This window comes from Frankia sp. RB5 (assembly GCF_059816245.1).
Window position 1 is genome coordinate 1 of sequence record NZ_JCBATA010000061.1, and the last position, 15,828, is coordinate 15,828.

The window sequence follows — 15,828 nt, forward strand, 5'->3', positions numbered from 1 at the left end:
CCAGCGGTGCGGGCACGCCGCGCACGCCGACGTGAACGCGGCGGTCAACATCTTGAGGGCCGGGCTGGCCCTTCGGGCCGCGCAAGTCGCCTGAGAAGCCGGCGGCTTCAGCCGTCGGAGTAGTCACGACCTCATCCCGGGCCTCCCGGCTGCCCCTGGTGGTCGCCTGCGGCGGATCCTTCCTCGCCTTCCTGGACGCCACGATCACGAACCTGGCCGTCCCGGACCTGGCCGGCGACTTCCACGTCGGTGTCACCTCGCTGTCCTGGGTCGTCACCCTCTACACGATCATGTTCGCGGCCCTGCTCGCCCCGGCCGGCTGGCTCGCCGACGTCGTCGGCCGGGTCCCGCTGTTCGTCACCGGGGTGGGCGTCTTCACCGCCGCGTCGCTGCTCGCCGCCGTGGCACCGACACTCGAGGCGCTGCTCGTCGCGCGGGGGGTGCAGGGCGTCGGGGCGGCCCTGCTGATCCCGGCGTCGCTCGCGTTCGTGCTCGCCGACACCCCGCCAGAACGCCGGGCGGCGGCGATCGGGCTCTGGAGCGCCTCCGCAGCCCTCGCCGCGGCGGCCGGCCCTGCCCTTGGCGGAGTGCTCGTCGACACGATGAGCTGGCGTGCGCTGTTCTGCATCAACGTGCCCGTGGGCGGCTGGCTCGTCTGGCAGGGCTGGCGGTGGCACCGATCCGGATCCGCCCGGCCCGCCGCACGCGGCGGTGAGGCCCGCCGGCCGGACGCGATCGGCACCGTGGCGCTCGCCGGCGGCATCGGCGTGCTCGTGCTCGGCGTCACCGAGGCGTCCACCTGGGGCTGGGCGTCGGCGGCGACGATCGGATGCCTGGTCGGCTCGGCGGTGCTGGTGGCGGCGGCGCTGCGCCGTTCGGCCGGCCATCCCAGCCCCGCGGTGGAGATCGGGTTGTGGTCGAGCCGGACGTACGCGGCGGCGAACGTCGTCTCCTTCCTGTTCGGCGCGGTCCTCTACACGACGCTGCTGCTCGGCGTCCTGTATCTGATCGACGTCTGGGACTACTCGGAGCTCGCCGCGGGCCTGGCGATGACGCCCGGAGCCGTCGCGTCCGCGATCGTCGGCATCGTCATCGGCAGGCTGACCCGCCGACCCTCCCCGCGCGCTCTGGTCATCGCCGGCTCGCTGGTGCTCGCGGGGACGACGGCCGCGCTCGCGCTGTGGCTACCCGCCGAACCGCGTTTCCTCACCGCCTGGCTGCCCAGCGGCCTCGGCCTGGGCCTCGGGATCGGTGCCTGCAGCGTCGGTGTGTCCAGCGCGGCCGCCCTGTCCGTGGCACCGGTGCGCTTCGCCGCCGCGACAGGCCTCAACGTCGCCGTCCGCCAGATCGGCGGCGCCCTGGGCGTCGCGGTCCTGGCACTCCTGCTGAACGACCGCGCGCCGAGCGACGGCATCGATCCGTTCCTGCACGTCTACTGGATGGTCGCCGCCGTGTCCGCCGCCGCCGCGCTCGCCGGCCTGGCCCTCGTCCTGCCGACCCGCCCCACCCCCACCCGGCCCGCCGCCTCGCCGCAGCCCGCCGCCGAGACGACGGGTCAGACCGCGGGGGTACCCGCAGGTGGGCGGATGGGATAACCCGCCTGCGTGCCCACGATGGCGGCCATGGCGCGCTGGCCGGCGGGCAGGGGATGGCCGCGGAGGTTCCCGCCGGACAGGCCGATGGGAAAGATCCACGGTTCCTTCGTGCACAGCTCATGGCCGGCGAGCGCGCCGGCGACCGATACGTAGGTCGCGCCGGCCGCGGTGGCTGCGGCGCGCAGCTGGCCGTCGAGATAGTCCTCGACCTGGTTCAGATGGAGGATCTCGGTAGCGGAGAGCCAGCGGCAGCCGGCGATCTGCGTGCCGGGCCGCGGAACGATCCGGGGATAGCCGACGACGATGACGCGGGCCTCAGGCGCGGCCTGCCTGATAGCGGGGACGACCTCCTGCCGGATCCGGGTGGCGACAGCATCGATCTGAGGCGCCTCATCCGCGGGATGGCGCACGCAGGCGATCAGGAAACAGGCCGCGAGCGTGCGGCTGAATCCGAGATCGTTCCCGCCGATCGTCACGCTTACCACGCCGACCGGGGTCTTGCTGTTGATGGCCGCGAGCCGGGTGACCTGCGGCGTCGCGTCGATGGAGCCTGGATGCTGCCCGCGTTTGAGGACGTCGTCGATGACTGCTCCCGAGCAGGCCAGGTGGCCGTTCGCGGCGATCTGGCCGGAAACCTCGACGCCCAGCAGGCGTGGCCAGGCCTGCTGGCTGCGGTGACAGGGATCCTTCAGGGTCGCCGTGCCGGAATCGAACGGCGGGTTGCCCTCGCCCGAGGAATAGGAGTCGCCCAGCGCCACATAGGTCGTGCGGGGATGCGTGCCGGTCGCCCACAACGCGACCCGGCCGGGAGCGTAGAGAACGAGATTGCCGTCGTTCTGCAGCTCCATCCAGGCGCCGCGATGGCCCTGCGTGCCGCTGGCCCAAAGCGGGCGGCGGCCGGGCGCGTAGAGGACAAGGTTTCCGTCCGGCTGCATCTCGAGCGATGAACCGTCGGTTCCGTTCGTTTCCGTCGACCATCTGGCGACATGGCCGCGGCCATACAGAACGGCATTCCCGTCGTCCTGCATCGTCAGCGACCAAACACCGTCCGGGGATCGCAGGCTCTGGCCGGCCAGCAGCGTTGTGCCGCCGGGCGCCTGGGTGCTGGTGGCCGGAACCGTGGATGCGGGCACCGCGGATTCGGCCAGCTCCACGATCCCGGTCTGCGCCGCGCTCGCTACGGGGGCCGCGGCGACCGACAGGTAGCTGAACACCAGCGCGAGCGCGAGGGCGAGGACGAGGGCGTATCGACTGTGCCGTGCGCGCCGATACGTCGACTTCTTCGTCAACTGCCCTCCTGGAAGCCCGCAAAGCGGCGGATCAGGACGTCGGAGAATTGACTTTAAGGGCGGCCGTCCGAACTGTCAAGAAAGAGCACTTTGTTCGGTTTTCTGGTCGCGATCGGGTATCCCCGAGCATCCCCAGCAGGGGGGAACGCGTGCGTAGCCGTGATTTCTGGCACCGGAGGAGGCCTCGACGGCGGGTGTGCGCGCGGCGCTCGCCGACCAGCCGGCCTGCCCGTCAGGCCCGCTGTGTGCGGAGTTCGGCCGTCCACATCTGGTTTGCGTGACTGTGGGATCCTGTTCGGGTGACGGGCGGGGGCGATGGTCGCGCTCTCGACGTCTTCGTGTCCTGCGCCGAGGACGGGCTCGGCTGGGCCGAGTGGATCACCACAACCCTGGTGGACGCCGGCTACCGGGTGCGGTTCGGCGCGTGGGACGCCGTGCCGGGCACCCACCGTGTCTCCTGGCTGGACGGGGTGATCCGGCAGGCGCGGCAGACGATCGCCGTCGCCTCGGACGGCTATCTGGCGTCACCCACGGCGCCGGCGGAGTGGGGTGCGGCCTGGTCGCCGCGGGTGCTCGACGGGGAACGCCGGCTGCTCGTCGCCCGAGTCACGGACCGGCCGATCCCCGGGCTGCTGGGGCAGCTCGCCCCGATCGACCTGGCCGGCCGCGGCGAACTGGCCGCGCGGGCGGCCCTGTTCAGCGCGCTGCTCGGCGAACCCCGCCGGCCGGAGACGGCGCGCGACGGCGGCACGTTCGCCTCCGGTGCCCGCCCGGAAACCGCCGGACGCGAACGTGCCGGTGGGACGGTGTTTCCGGGGGAGCTGCCGGCCGTGTGGAACGTGCCGCGGCCGGCCGCGCCGTTCGTCGGGCGGACGGGGGCGCTGACACGCCTCGGCGACGCGATGGGCTCGGCCCCGCTGGTCGCCGTGACGGGCCTGGCCGGGATCGGAAAGACGAGCCTGGCCGTCGAGTACGTCCGGGCGCGACGGGCGGACTTCGACGCGGTGTGGTGGGTGCCGGCGGGGCGCCCGGAGCTGGTGGGGGAGCGGGTGCGCGGCCTCGCGCCCGCGCTGGGCCTGCCGGCGCACGCGGAACCGGCGGCCGTGCTGGCCCGCCTCGACGCCGCCGACGGGCGCTGGCTGCTGGTCCTCGACGACGCGGCCGGTCCCGCGGAGCTGCCCGGCTGGCTGCGGCCGTCGTCCGGCGCGGGCCGGGTGCTGGTGACCTCACGCGCCGACGACTGGACCGGGCTCGGGGCGGCCTGGCGCGCAGGCCTGGACGGGGACGGTGCGCCGGCCACCGTGGTGCCGCTCGGGCCGATGGAACGGGCGGAGTCGGTGGCCCTGCTCGTCAACCGGCTGCCTGCGGTCGACCGGACGGCCGCCGGGCGGATCGCGGCCCAGCTCGGCGATCATCCCCTGGCACTCGACCAGGCGGCCCATCGCATCGACCGCGCCCGTGCCCCCGCCGAGACCTACCTCGCGGCTCTGGTCGAACGGCCGCTCGTCGTCCTCGGCCAGGGCGAGGTGCCCGGCCGACCCGGCGTCACGGCGGCCACGTTGTGGACCGAGCCGATCCGCCGCCTCGCCGCCGACGCACCCGCCGCCGGCGAGCTGCTACGCCTCGCCGCGCACGGCGACAGCACCGTCCCGCTGCCGCTGCGCCTGCTCACCGCCGATCCCGACGCGATCCCCACCGCCGAGCTGCGCGCCGCCGCCCGCGACCCGTTCGACCTGGCCGACACCGTCGCCGAGGTGGAACGCGCCGGCCTCGCCCACCGCGACGGCTCCGCGCTGGGCATGCACGTCCTGGTCCGCTCCGCCGTCCGCGCCGACACCAGCCCCGAGCACGCCGACCAGCTCGTCGACGCCCTCGGCCGCCTGCTGCACACCGCCCTGCCCGAGCGGATCACCGCCACCCCCGACGCCTGGCCCGCCTGGCGCGAACTCCTCCCCCACGCCCTCGCCACCCTCGACGCCACCCCACCGGACGCCGACACCCCCCACACCGCCTGGCTCGCCGAACACGCCGCCGCCTACCTCACCGAACACGGCCACGCCGCCACCGCCGAACCCCTCGCCGCCCGCGCCGCCACCGCCCACGAACGCCTCCACGGCCCCGACCACCCCACCACGCTCGCAGCCCGCGAAACGGTTGTGATCAGTCGCGCGGAGTGTGGAGAGAGGTGGATGGTAACTCGCAGCTTTGGGACGGCTGGGCCGTGTGTGCCGGGCCGGCATTTCATGATCCCGGCGTCCGAGCGGCTGCCCGAGGTGCCCGTCCTGGTAGCCAGGGAGAACTACTTCGTCCTGCACGCCCCGCGGCAGACCGGCAAGACGACAGCGTTGCAGGCCCTTGCCGCGGATCTGACCGCCGGCGGTCGCTACGCGGCGATCGTGCTGTCGATGGAGGCCGGGCGCCCCTGGCCGGATGACGTCGGTGCGGCCAGCCGGGCGATCCTCGGACGCGCCAGGCGCACCGCGCGGACCAACCTGCCGGCCGATCTGCGTCCCCCGCCATGGCCGGACAGCTGGGATGAGGTGCTCTTGTCCGATGCGTTCGCCGCCTGGGCCGAGGCCTGCCCGAAGCCGCTGGTGCTGTTCCTCGACGAGATTGACGCGCTGAGCGGGCGGACCCTGCTCAGCATCCTCGGTCAACTGCGCGACGGCTATCGCGACCGGCCTTCCGGCTTTCCCTCGTCGATCGCCCTCTGCGGCCTTCGTGACGTCCGCGAATACAAGGTCGCCTCCGGCGGGGATCCGACCAGGCTCACCTCACCGAGCCCCTTCAACATCACGGTGACGTCTCTGCGGCTGAACGACTTCACTCTCGATGAGGTCCGTGCCCTCTACGGGCAGCACACCACCGATACCGGTCATGGCTGGCCCTGGCCCGTTTCGAGAACGGTCATCCTGCGCCGAGTATCGAGCCGTTCCTGCCGCGTGGTGCCATCCGGGGCTCGGCTGTTGGGCGCATCGGTTCGGGGCGCTGCGTCAAACGGGCAGTCCGGCTTCCAGGTAGGCGAGTGCCTCGTCGACGAGGGCGGGCAGGTCCGCGTGAGGGTCGTCGGCCAGGGCGGGCAGCGTGGCGAGCATGGCGCCGATGGCGCTGCCGGCGATGGTGCGCACGGCGAGAGTGTCTTTCGGGCGCCCGGTGCGTTGTGCGATGGCGTCCGCGAGCAGGAGCGTGGCCTGGGAGATCTGGTCGAGCATGGCGGCGCGCAGGGCGGGCTCGGCGACGATGAGCGATGTGCGTTCCTGTATCGCCTGTCTCTGGTCGGGGGTGAGGGCGTCGAACTGGTGGCGGATCGCGGCCCGTATCGCCTGGACAGGTGAGAGGTCCGGGGGTTGGTGGTGGAATGCCTCGATGATCAGGGGATCGAGGTCGTCCTGGAGGACGACGCCCTCCTTGGTGGGGAAGTAGCGGAAGAACGTCGTCTCGGAGACTTCCGCGGCGTGGATGATCTGTTCGATGGTCGTGGCCTGGTAGCCCTGGTCGCGGAACAGCCGTAGGGCGTGGCTCTGGATGGCGGCCCGGGTCCTTGCCTTCTTGCGTTCTCGCAGTCCGGGTGTTGCCCGGTCAGTGCGCGACGGCATCGGCGGTCCCTTCCTCGGTCGGTTGGCCGGCTTCCGTTCTACGGGATCGACGGCCGGGAAGGACGGCCACGGCCATGACGGCGCCGAGCGTGGCGATCGCGGCCGACCCCAGCAACGCGGCGCTCATCCCGTCGACGAACGCCCCGAGGACTGCCCGGTGCAGTCCGGGCACGCCGGCCGTCGCGGCGGTGCCGTCGTAGAGGCTCCGGCGCGCACTCTCGGCCGCCGTCGCCGGCAGGCCGGCCCTGTCGAGTCGGGCGTGGTAGACGGCGACGAGGATGCTGCCTGTGATCGCTGTGCCGAGCGGGCCGCTGGTCTTGTTGAACGCCTGTACGACGGCGGATTCGGTGCCGCTGCGTTCGGCCGACAGCCTGGCCAGCGCCGCCGCGGTCGCCGCGGCGAGGGCCAGTCCGGTTCCCGCGCCGACGAGCACCGTCCAGCCAGCGGTGAACGCGGTGCTGGAGGTCGGGGTGGCGGTGGCTCCCAGGGCGAGACCAGCGGCCAGGACGACGAATCCCAGCGCGGTCGCCACCCGTGCGGTGACCGCCTCCGCCAGGCGGCTGGCAAGTCCGGCACCGGCGACCATACCGGCGATGAGGGGAAGCAGGCGCACGCCGCTGCCGAGGGTGTCGGTTCCCTGCACGCCCTGGAAGTACTGAGGCAACGTGAACAGCACACCGATCATCGCGAGGCCGGCGACCGCGGCCAGCGCCGACCCCCACAGGAACGGCCCAGGTTGCAGCAGCCGCGGGTCGATCAGCGGCTGGCCGGCGGGCAACCGACCGAGCCGGTGCTCCCACCAGACGAACCCGGCCACCACGACAGCTCCGAGGGCCATCGATCCCGCCGCGTCCGGCCTGCCCCAGCCGCGCTCCCCGGCGCGCACCAGACCGTAGATCACCATCGCGAGTCCCACCGCGGATGTGACCGTGCCGACCGGGTCGAGACCAGGGCGTTGGGTCGACCGCGACTCCGGGATCAGGACGAAGCCGATCAACGCGGCGAGCGCGACCACGGGCACGTTGAGCAGGAAGACCCAGCCCCACCAGAACCGTGACAGCATCCAGCCGCCGAGAATCGGGCCGAGCGGGAGGGCGACGAAGTTCGCCGCCTGGTAGATCCCCACGGCTTTCGGTCGTTCCCGCTCGTCGAACAGGACGACCAGCGCCGACAGGGCCATCACCGTGATACCGGCGCCGGCCAGGCCCTGGAGCAGCCGTCCCGCCAGGAACATCCCGATCGATGCGGCGTAGGCGCAGAGCACCGATCCCAGGCCGAACAGCGCCAGCGAGGCGAGCAGGACCGCACGCCGGCCGAACCGGTCACCCACAAGGCCCACGGGCAGGACCGCCGCGGCCAGCACGAGCAGGTAGCCGGAGGAGAACCAGAGCAGGTCGGACTGCGACGCGTCGAGCGCCGTCGCCAGCGTCGGCTGGGCCACCGACAGGACCGTGCCGTCCAGGCCGACGGCGAGCACGCTCAGGTTGACCGCCCCCAACGCCCACCACCGCCGTGTCCCCACCGCACCCATGTGACAGCTCCCAACTAATGGCGGTTACCTCCAAAAAATTGTAACCCCCACTTCTTCTAGGGTGTCCACTCGTACTCCAGACGGGCCGAGGGTTGGCTGTCCACGTTCGTAGACGTCGGGTAGTGTCTACGGACGTGGACAGATCTGATGCGCTGGGGAGGCAGACCTGACGGGAACCGTGGCGGTCAACATCGTGAACGCGCGGCAGCTCGGCACTGCGGTGCGGGCGGCCCGCAAGGAGCGTGGGCTGTCGCAGGAGGCCCTCGTCGCCCGGGCGGGCGTCTCCCGCGCCTGGCTGGCCCGCTTCGAGAACGGTCATCCCGCGGCGAGCATCGAGCCGGTCTTCCGTGTGCTTGGCGCCCTCGGTCTGAGCCTGGACCTGCGGGAACGCGCGATGTCCGACGGCGAGCGGCGTGTGCTCGACGCCCTCGCCGAGCGGGACAGGCGTCGATGACCACCAAGATTCTGCTGGTCGTCATGCAGGACGAGGTGGTCGGGCGCGTCACTCAGAGCTCCGAGTCGGCCGAACCGGAGTTCACCTACGAGCCCTCCTATCTCGCCACGGGCTCGGTGCCTCTCGGCGTGCGGATGGCGCTCGCCAGCAGCGCCTACCGAGGATCGGTTGTGCGAGCTTTTCTCGAAGGTGTGCTGCCGGAGGATCCGCGGACCCGTCAGCGCTGGGGCGGGCTCCTGGGCGTCGCCCCGGACGACACCCTGGCGATCCTGGCGCAGATGGGTTGGGACTGCCCCGGGGCCGTCCAGTTCTGCCTACCTGATGCGGTCGACGAGATGCGGTCGCGCGGGGGTGAGACGCGTCCAGTCAGCGATGAGGACATTGCCGGTCGTATCCGGGCCTTGCGTACCGAGGACGCCGCGTCGTGGACGCTGCCGGACGAGCACTGGTCGCTGCCCGGTCAGCAGTCGAAGTTCGCGCTCGCGAAGCTTCCGACCGGATGGCACGAGGCCCATGGCTCCGCGGCGACAACGCACGTCATCAAGCCCGGGATCGGGCGCCTCCATCATCAGGCGCTCGTCGAACACGCCACGATGCGGGCGGCGCAAGCACTGGGACTTGACGTCGCCCACACCGAATTCACCTACTTCGGATCAGGCGAGCCGGCGATCGTCATCGAGCGCTACGATCGCCTGGTCCTCGAGGACCAGGCGGTGGTCCGCCTCCACCAGGAGGATTTCTGCTCGGCCAGTGGACGGCTGCCGACGAAGAAGTACGAGGCGCACGGCGGCCCGGGACTGCGGGACCTCGTTCGCATCGTTCAGCAGAACGCGCGTGATCGAGCCGCGGGAAGAGCGGCTCTCGGCGCCTTCGTCGCGTTCAACTACGTCGCCGGTGCGCCAGACGGCCACGCGAAGAACATCTCCCTTCTGCTGCTGCCCGAAGACATTCGCGTGGCGCCACTCTATGATCTCGCGACCAGCCTTCCCTACAGTGGCGACGCAGGACTGCGCGAGGTCGCCATCGGCATCGGGGGCCGGCGGAAGTTCGGCCAGGTCCTCGGCAAGCACTGGGACAAGGCGGCGGCCATCCTCGGTATCCCAACCGACGAGTACCGCGACACCGCCAGGGCGATGGCGGAGGCGTTCCCCGACGCGTTCTCGGACGCGCTGACCGCCGTGGGCACAGCGGAGGCGAACGACGTGCGACGCCGTTCCCTCGACCCGATCGCACGGCACACCGACCAGGTGAGAGAACGTCTCGACGACCCGATCGCACCCTCGCCACGGTAGTCAGCTAGTCTCTGCACCTCCCTTTGCCCAGCACCTTTGCCCAGAACGGATGATGGAGGAGCTTGCCCGTGGAGGATGGCAGTATCCGTCGACTGGTTGACGATGCGCCGGTTGCAACCTCCGCAACCGCCTACCCGCTGCCCGATGACATGGTCCTCTTCGTCGCCCGCGGCGACACAGGTGAGGCGGTCGCGACGTTTCGGCTGCCACGCGTGGCGGCGGAGAAGCTGGCGGACTCGACCCTTCCGGCTGCTCTGATCATTGGCGCGAGTGTCGCCGATGCCATCGCCGCCGACGCGTTCATCACCGGCCAGAACGACACCGCGGACTGACGTCGGCCGACTCCGGATTGACGTGCTGCTGGAGGACTTGTCGTGGCCCTCTTCAGAACCGGAGTTTTTCACAGCGCCGCTCTGGAGCGGCGAGCGGCGGAATGAGTCACTGTAGGTGACCACAGCCGGCTGAGAGCGAGGTGCGTTCGACCAGGCCCGGTGGGGTGAACGGCAGCAGGCAGCGGGAGCAGGCCAGCAGGCCGTCGTCGGCGCAGTCGCAGCCGCGCAGCACCGCCAGCGCGCCGGTGAGCAGCTCGCGGACGCGGCTGGGGCGGGCAAGGTCGGCGAGGTAGCCGGTGCCGCCGGGCACCCGGTCGTGCAGCAGCAGCGCGGTGCGGTCCTGGCCGTCGACGGGCAGGTGCACCTCGAGGACGTCGAGATGGTCGGGCGCGCCGCCGAGCAGTTCCCGCAGGCCCAGCAGCAGCGCCGCGCGGAACGACGGGCCGGCGAAGTGGTCGAGGGTGAACTGCGGCGGCAGCAGGATACGCACCCCCTGCGTGCGCAGCGTCCGCCCGAGGGCGACCTCCGCCCAGGGCACGTCGATGGCCGTCCTGTGCGGGCACCAGGCGCGGTGGCGCGCGCCCTGCACGTCGCGCACGCCTGGCTGGGCGGTCGGGACGACGCCGCAGCCGGGGCAGGTCACGAACAGCGGCGCCCGTACCTCCACGCCGGCGAGGAGGCGCTGCGCGCCCTGCTCGACGGTGCGGCCGACGTTCACCCAGCGAACCTCGAGCTGGCGGACGTACTCGGCGCCGAAACCATGGACGACCACTGTCGCCGGAGGGCGCCGCACGATTCGTTGGTGGCAGCGTTCTGGCAGTGTCACGGCGGTCCGTGTCGCGTAATCCGGGGCAAAGCGGGCAGGGGGCCGCGAGTTCGCGACACGGTGCCGCTGACCCCCGCATCTACTTCCCGCCGGCGGGAAGTGGGCCCGATAGGCGGCTTATGGGAAACGGTCGTCGCCGTCGATGATCACATGCTCGCGGAGACGGTCGCGGTCGCCGAGGGTGCGGGCGAAGTCCTTGAGCCAGCCGGGGGGTGGGATGGTGTAGGGGCGCAGGCGGGTGGGGGTGCCGTCGTCGACGAGGAGGGCCTGGCCGGCGCGCAGGCGGGCGGTGCGGCGGCCGGCCAGCGCGTTGATGCGTTCGTCGAAGGACTCGCCGTAGCGGTGGGTGAGGACGACGCCGAACTCGTTGAGGATCTCGCGGCTGACGCGGCGCACGCCGGCCGCGGGCAGGGTGGCGATCACGAAGATGCCGGTGTCGGATCCTTGCTGAAGCAGGGTGCCGAGCGGGACGGCGAGGCCGCTGGCCTTCCACGCGCCGGGGGCCTGGGCGATGCCGCGGGCGCGGTGCAGGCCGTGCAGGATGACGACGCGACTGTCCGCGACGAGGTCGACGGTGAGGTCGTCGTCGGCCGCCCGGGTCTCCGCGAGTTCGGCCAGTTCCTCGAGGTGGGCGAGGTGTGCGCCGCCGCCGAGGTGGCGCAGGCCGGGGAGCAGCACCGTCAGCTCGTCGTGCACTGTGGGGTACCGGTGGTCGGGCGGGGTGAAGTCGACGACGGAGACGGCGTCGGAGACGGTGTCGGCGCCGGGCGGGCCGCCGCGGCCGACGCCGGCGGCGGCGAGGGAGGTCAGGACGGCGACGATCACGCCGACGTTCTCGTCATCCTCGCCGATGACCAACAGGCCCCGCTGCGCCCGCGCCGCGAGCTCGACGGACACCGGCCCGGCCAGCCCCATCGGCTCCCCGAGCCACAGCCGCAACGCACGCGACGGCGACGCCGCCGACCCGCCCCCAGCCCCAGCCCCAGCGGTGGCCAGGCGGGTGAACTCGCCGTCGCGGGTGATGTCGCCGGGACGGTAGCCGTCATACACCTGCGGAACCCGGTTGGACGGCAGGTCGCGGGCCCGGTCGCGCAGCGCGTCGAGGGTGGCGACGCGCAGGGACTCGTCGTGGAAGGCGACCTGGAAGCGGCTGTCCCGGCCGACCTGGCCGAAGCTCGGGTTGTAGATCGCCTCGCCCTGGGGGCGCAGCTCGGTGGCGGCGGGGTTGTTCTCGGCGAGGATGCGGCGGCTGGTCTGGTCGTCGCAGCGCAGGGCGATGCGCACGGCCATCTGGCGCATCGAGTCGCCCATCCGGACGGGGCTGCTCGGTGTCTGCGAGGCGAGCAGCACGTGGATGCCGTAGGCGCGGCCCATCCGGGTGAGGGTCTCCAGGCATTCGGTGGCCCGGCGGGCGATGTCGTCGTCGGTGTCGAACAGGACGTGGTACTCGTCGATGACGAGCAGGATGCGGGCCAGCAGTGGATCGGCCTCGACGCCGGCCGCGGCCTGCTCGTCCTCGGCCTGGTAGACGGCGAGGGCGCGGGCTCGCCGGTAGGCGGCGAGGCTCACCACGGCGTACTTCTTGAACAGAGCCGCCCGGGTATCGATCTCGGTCAACAGGCGGTTGAGCGCCTCCAGGCCGAACTCCCGGTCGCTGTGGATGGACACCACCCGGGCGTGCGGCAGGGACCGGGTGGCGTACTCCGCGAACTCGACGCCCTGCTTCAGGTCGATGAGGTAGAGCTCCAGCTCCTTGGGGGAGTAGAGGACCGCCGCGGCCGAGATCATCGTGTGCAGCAGGGTCGACTTCCCGGAGCCGGTCATCCCGGCGACCATCACGTGGTGGCGGCCCCCCTCGCCCAGCCACATCGGCAGCACGTCGTCCAGGCTGTAGGTGCCCAGCGGAATGACCAGGCCCGCGGCCGCGTCGGCCTGCCACCAGGTGCCCGGGTCACCGACGCGCACCGTGCGGGTGACGCCGGGGATCCCGCCGACCTCGGGGCGGGCGCCGGGCGGCACCAGCGACAGCAGCCAGTCGAGCGTGACGACGACCCGGTTCGCGTCGCGGGCGAGGTCCGCGACCCGTTCGACGATCGTGCGCAGCTGGGCGGACGCCTCCCAGGTCGGCTCCGGCGGATGCTCCAGCTCCAGGTCCCAGGCGCCGACGGCGGGCGGCGCGAACGCGGCGGGACCGGTGCTCGCCCGTCCGCCGGCGTCGAGCGCCAGATGGTGCGGATGGTCCTCGCTGTCGCCGGTGAGCACGAGCACCGTGTAGATGCCGCAGTGCGGGCCGTTCGTCATCACCTGGTCAAGCCGGGTGAGGCTGTCCGGCGTGGTGAAACCGCGGGGGAAGTCGAAGATGATCAGAACGTGGTAGGGCTCGGGGCGGGCGTTGGACCGGTGGTTGTACTCGACGAGCGAGGTCAGCCGGTGCGGGCCGAGCAGGTCACGGTCGACGCGGCTGATCCGCCCGATCAGCTCGCCGAGCTTGTCCTCGACCGCCCGCGGGTCGATGAGCGGATCGTCCATCAACCGGACGTCGTCCGAGTTGAGCCCGGCGAGCGACCGCACCGATCTGCCCAGCGACAGCGGGTCGACGACGGACAGCCGCAGCTGGCCGGGCGGCACGCAGGCCAGCATCCGGCTGACCAGGCCCAGCACCGCGTCGGCATGCGCGGCGTTGCCGCGAGACGCGCGCACCACGAGGTTCGTCGTCGCGGGGAACGGGAACAGCGCGGGCACGCCGATCCGCTCCCCGTCGGCCCCGGCCAGCAGATGGGTGCCGAGCCGTAGGCCCTCGACAGGGTGGCCGACCGGCCTCCAGCCGCTCCAGTCCGCGCCGGCCGGCGGGCTGTACCCGTCGAGCTCGGCGGTGGCCGCCGCGATGGCCAGTGACAGCTGCGCCAGCGCGTGCTGCCAGGTCCGGGCCGCGGCCTCGACGGCCTCGTCGCGCACGTCCGACGCCTGCTGGACGGCGACCTTGCGACGCTGGTCGGCCCCGGCGTCCGCGCGGGCGATCAACGCGTCGGCGCGGCGGACCGCGGCGACCGCGACCGCGATCCACAGCCGCTTGCGCCGAAACGGCGAGCGGAGCCGGCTCACGGCCAGCGCCAGATCGTCGACGGCCGCCGTCAGCGGACTGCCTGCCGCGTCGCCGGCCCCGCCCTCGGCCGCGCGCCCGCCCCCGCCCGCGTCGGCGCTGTGGCGGCCGGGAGGTTCCCCCCGGGTCGCCGCCCGCTCCTGTGCCTCCCACAGGCTGACCCGCGGGCCGAGTAGCTCGCGGGCCTCGGCGACCAGTTCGCCGACATGATGCGCCCGCCAGGCCGCATGCCCCGCCTGGGTGCGCCGGCGGGCCTCGGTGAGCTCCTCGCCACGGCGGGCCAGCGTCTCGTCGGCCTCGCGGACGGCGCGGTCCCACTCGTGGCGCGCCCGGGTGACCTCGATACGGATGCGGTCCAGCCGGTCCAGGAGCGGGCCGCCGGCCGCCCAGCCGCCGTCGCTCGTCATCACGCGCCCTCGCCGAAGCCCCGGTGAATGCCGACCAGGTCGCCGTCGATCGCCGCGGACAGCTGGTGGATCTCGGTGAGGGCGGCGAGCATCGGCGCGCCGAAGTACTCCAGGTAGTGCCGGCCGGGCAGATCCGTCCAGGATCGCGTCAGCGCGTCGAGACTGCCGCCGAACAGGCTCAGCAGGTCCAGGAGCAGCGTCAGGATGCCGAGCAGTCGACCCCCGCCCCCGCCCTTGCCCTTGCCGGACGACGGCTGCGAACGCCCTCCCGCCCAGGCGGCGGGCGCCCATCCGGCCCGCTCCCGGCCGACCCGTCCCGGCGGGTCGGTGAGGTAGGTCTCGAGCAGGTCGACGCGACGGGTGAGGACGAAGGTCGCGTCGACCGCCAGCTCGTGGAACATCCCCTCGGTGGTGGCCATCGCCTGGCCGAGCTGGACCACGTCGACGATGCGGACCATCAGCTGGCTGGCCGCCTCGACCCGTTCCTCGGCGGCGTGGCGGGCGCGGCGGGCCCGCTCCAGCGCATCCTGAGCGCGGGTCAGCGCCTGGCCGGCGGCCTCATACCCCGACCGGGCCGCGGTGACGGCCGCGTACGCCGTGTCGACGGCAGCCTGGGCGGCGGCGACACCGCTCGACGACCCGTAGCCCGAGCCGCCGCCGCCCCCCTCGCCCGAGCGCGACGCGGCGGCAGCAGCCGCCGCCTGGGCCTGCGCGAGCGCGGCCTGGGCCTGCGCGAGAGCTGCCTGTGCCTGCTCCAGCCTCCGGCGGGCCTCGTCGCGGGCGTCCCGCGCCTCGTCGTACGACGTTTCACATCGCGTCACCGCGTGACGGGCCTGCTCCAGCGCCTGCCGCCGGGCACGCAGATGCTCCGTGCCGCGCCCGTGCAGGTCGTCGAGTGTGGCGACGGCGTCGAGCACCATCCCGCCCGCCTGGGCGATCGCGGTCGCGAGCAGCGCCACATGCGCGGTGAGCACGCTCGGATCGGCGACTACCAGCACCACCGCCATCCACCCCCCGATGGTCTCGTGCCGCGGCTGCCGGTCAGAAGCCGCGCAGGTACTCGTCCAGCGGGCCGGCCTTGCCGAGCAGCTTCGTCGCGATCTCGTTCGCCGTGACGAGGAAGTCGCGGAAGCGGCCCGTCACCTCCTCGACCTCGGTGGCGAAGCGGGCCTGCTGCGCGTCCCGCCAGTCAAGCCCGTCGAAATGCGTCCGCAGGCCCTTGATCTCGTCGCCGACGGTGGTGCCGAAGCGGCCGATGTGGGTCGCGAAATCCCGCAGCTCCTCCGGATCGGCATGTACACCCGACATCCGAAACACCCTCTTCCCCGATGTCGCCACCCGCCGCCGGTATGGCCCGCTCGATCATTACAGCATCAGATCGGTCACGCAGCGCATTATCGGAAAAT

Annotated in this window: 11 protein-coding genes and 1 pseudogene; 5 read left to right on the forward strand and 7 right to left on the reverse strand. The window is 72.5% G+C overall.

Features of this window, described 5'->3' with window-relative positions; all coding sequences use genetic code 11:
- Positions 1–158 precede the first annotated feature (158 nt).
- Positions 159–1,595, forward strand: coding sequence for a DHA2 family efflux MFS transporter permease subunit (locus AC6EXY_RS25830; RefSeq protein ID WP_499818370.1), 1,437 nt, complete (start codon positions 159–161; stop codon positions 1,593–1,595).
- Here the strand turns inward: AC6EXY_RS25830 and AC6EXY_RS25835 are convergent.
- Positions 1,556–2,809, reverse strand: coding sequence for a GDSL-type esterase/lipase family protein (locus AC6EXY_RS25835; protein WP_133150612.1), 1,254 nt, complete (start codon positions 2,807–2,809; stop codon positions 1,556–1,558). The two genes, AC6EXY_RS25830 and AC6EXY_RS25835, sit on opposite strands and share 40 nt — an antisense overlap.
- 374 nt (positions 2,810–3,183) lie before the next feature.
- Between AC6EXY_RS25835 and AC6EXY_RS25840 the strand changes: the two are divergent.
- Positions 3,184–5,760: pseudogene (locus AC6EXY_RS25840) on the forward strand (tetratricopeptide repeat protein); the annotation flags it as partial.
- A 117-nt stretch (positions 5,761–5,877) separates the two neighbouring features.
- On the opposite strand, the gene AC6EXY_RS25845 reads toward AC6EXY_RS25840, so the two are convergent.
- Both AC6EXY_RS25845 and AC6EXY_RS25850 read right to left on the reverse strand, forming a co-directional pair.
- Positions 5,878–6,480 (reverse strand): acyl-CoA-like ligand-binding transcription factor, encoded by a 603-nt coding sequence (locus AC6EXY_RS25845; protein WP_101831045.1) that lies wholly within the window; start codon positions 6,478–6,480, stop codon positions 5,878–5,880.
- A complete protein-coding gene (locus AC6EXY_RS25850) occupies positions 6,464–8,011 on the reverse strand; it encodes an MFS transporter (RefSeq protein WP_499818371.1) in 1,548 nt (515 codons plus the stop codon). Before AC6EXY_RS25850 ends, AC6EXY_RS25845 begins: the two co-directional genes overlap by 17 nt.
- 193 nt (positions 8,012–8,204) lie before the next feature.
- Between AC6EXY_RS25850 and AC6EXY_RS25855 the strand changes: the two genes are divergently transcribed.
- The 3 genes from AC6EXY_RS25855 (at position 8,205) to AC6EXY_RS25865 (ending at position 10,089) form a co-directional block, all read left to right on the forward strand.
- Positions 8,205–8,465, forward strand: a complete 261-nt coding sequence (locus tag AC6EXY_RS25855) for a helix-turn-helix domain-containing protein (RefSeq protein ID WP_165818300.1) — start codon at positions 8,205–8,207, stop codon at positions 8,463–8,465.
- The gene (locus AC6EXY_RS25860; protein WP_499818372.1) at positions 8,462–9,757 is read left to right on the forward strand and encodes a type II toxin-antitoxin system HipA family toxin; all 1,296 of its coding nucleotides are present in this window, start codon (positions 8,462–8,464) and stop codon (positions 9,755–9,757) included. Before AC6EXY_RS25855 ends, AC6EXY_RS25860 begins: the two co-directional genes overlap by 4 nt.
- A 68-nt stretch (positions 9,758–9,825) precedes the next feature.
- Positions 9,826–10,089: a hypothetical protein gene (locus AC6EXY_RS25865; protein ID WP_133150614.1), complete on the forward strand. Its 264-nt coding sequence runs from the start codon at positions 9,826–9,828 to the stop codon at positions 10,087–10,089.
- A 106-nt stretch (positions 10,090–10,195) separates the two neighbouring features.
- Here the strand turns inward: AC6EXY_RS25865 and AC6EXY_RS25870 are convergent, their stop codons facing one another.
- The 4 genes from AC6EXY_RS25870 to AC6EXY_RS25885 all read right to left on the reverse strand — a co-directional run bounded on the left by AC6EXY_RS25870 (position 10,196) and on the right by AC6EXY_RS25885 (position 15,730).
- Positions 10,196–10,882, reverse strand: a complete 687-nt coding sequence (locus tag AC6EXY_RS25870) for a DUF1998 domain-containing protein (RefSeq protein ID WP_243407338.1) — start codon at positions 10,880–10,882, stop codon at positions 10,196–10,198.
- 150 nt (positions 10,883–11,032) lie between these two features.
- Positions 11,033–14,422 (reverse strand): FtsK/SpoIIIE domain-containing protein, encoded by a 3,390-nt coding sequence (locus tag AC6EXY_RS25875; protein WP_499818373.1) that lies wholly within the window; start codon positions 14,420–14,422, stop codon positions 11,033–11,035.
- Positions 14,422–15,420, reverse strand: a complete 999-nt coding sequence (locus tag AC6EXY_RS25880; protein WP_133150760.1) for a hypothetical protein — start codon at positions 15,418–15,420, stop codon at positions 14,422–14,424. Before AC6EXY_RS25880 ends, AC6EXY_RS25875 begins: the two co-directional genes overlap by 1 nt.
- Positions 15,421–15,463: 43 nt before the next feature.
- Positions 15,464–15,730, reverse strand: coding sequence for a WXG100 family type VII secretion target (locus AC6EXY_RS25885; RefSeq protein ID WP_101833137.1), 267 nt, complete (start codon positions 15,728–15,730; stop codon positions 15,464–15,466).
- Positions 15,731–15,828 lie beyond the last annotated feature (98 nt).

Excerpts from the sequence above, each read along its gene's own strand:
- AC6EXY_RS25845 (WP_101831045.1), bottom strand. The coding sequence starts at position 6,480 with ATGCCGTCGCGCACTGACCGGGCAACACCCGGACTGCGAGAACGCAAG.
- AC6EXY_RS25850 (WP_499818371.1), bottom strand. The coding sequence starts at position 8,011 with ATGGGTGCGGTGGGGACACGGCGGTGGTGGGCGTTGGGGGCGGTCAAC.
- AC6EXY_RS25860 (WP_499818372.1), top strand. The coding sequence starts at position 8,462 with ATGACCACCAAGATTCTGCTGGTCGTCATGCAGGACGAGGTGGTCGGG.
- AC6EXY_RS25875 (WP_499818373.1), bottom strand. The coding sequence starts at position 14,422 with ATGACGAGCGACGGCGGCTGGGCGGCCGGCGGCCCGCTCCTGGACCGG.
- AC6EXY_RS25885 (WP_101833137.1), bottom strand. The coding sequence starts at position 15,730 with ATGTCGGGTGTACATGCCGATCCGGAGGAGCTGCGGGATTTCGCGACC.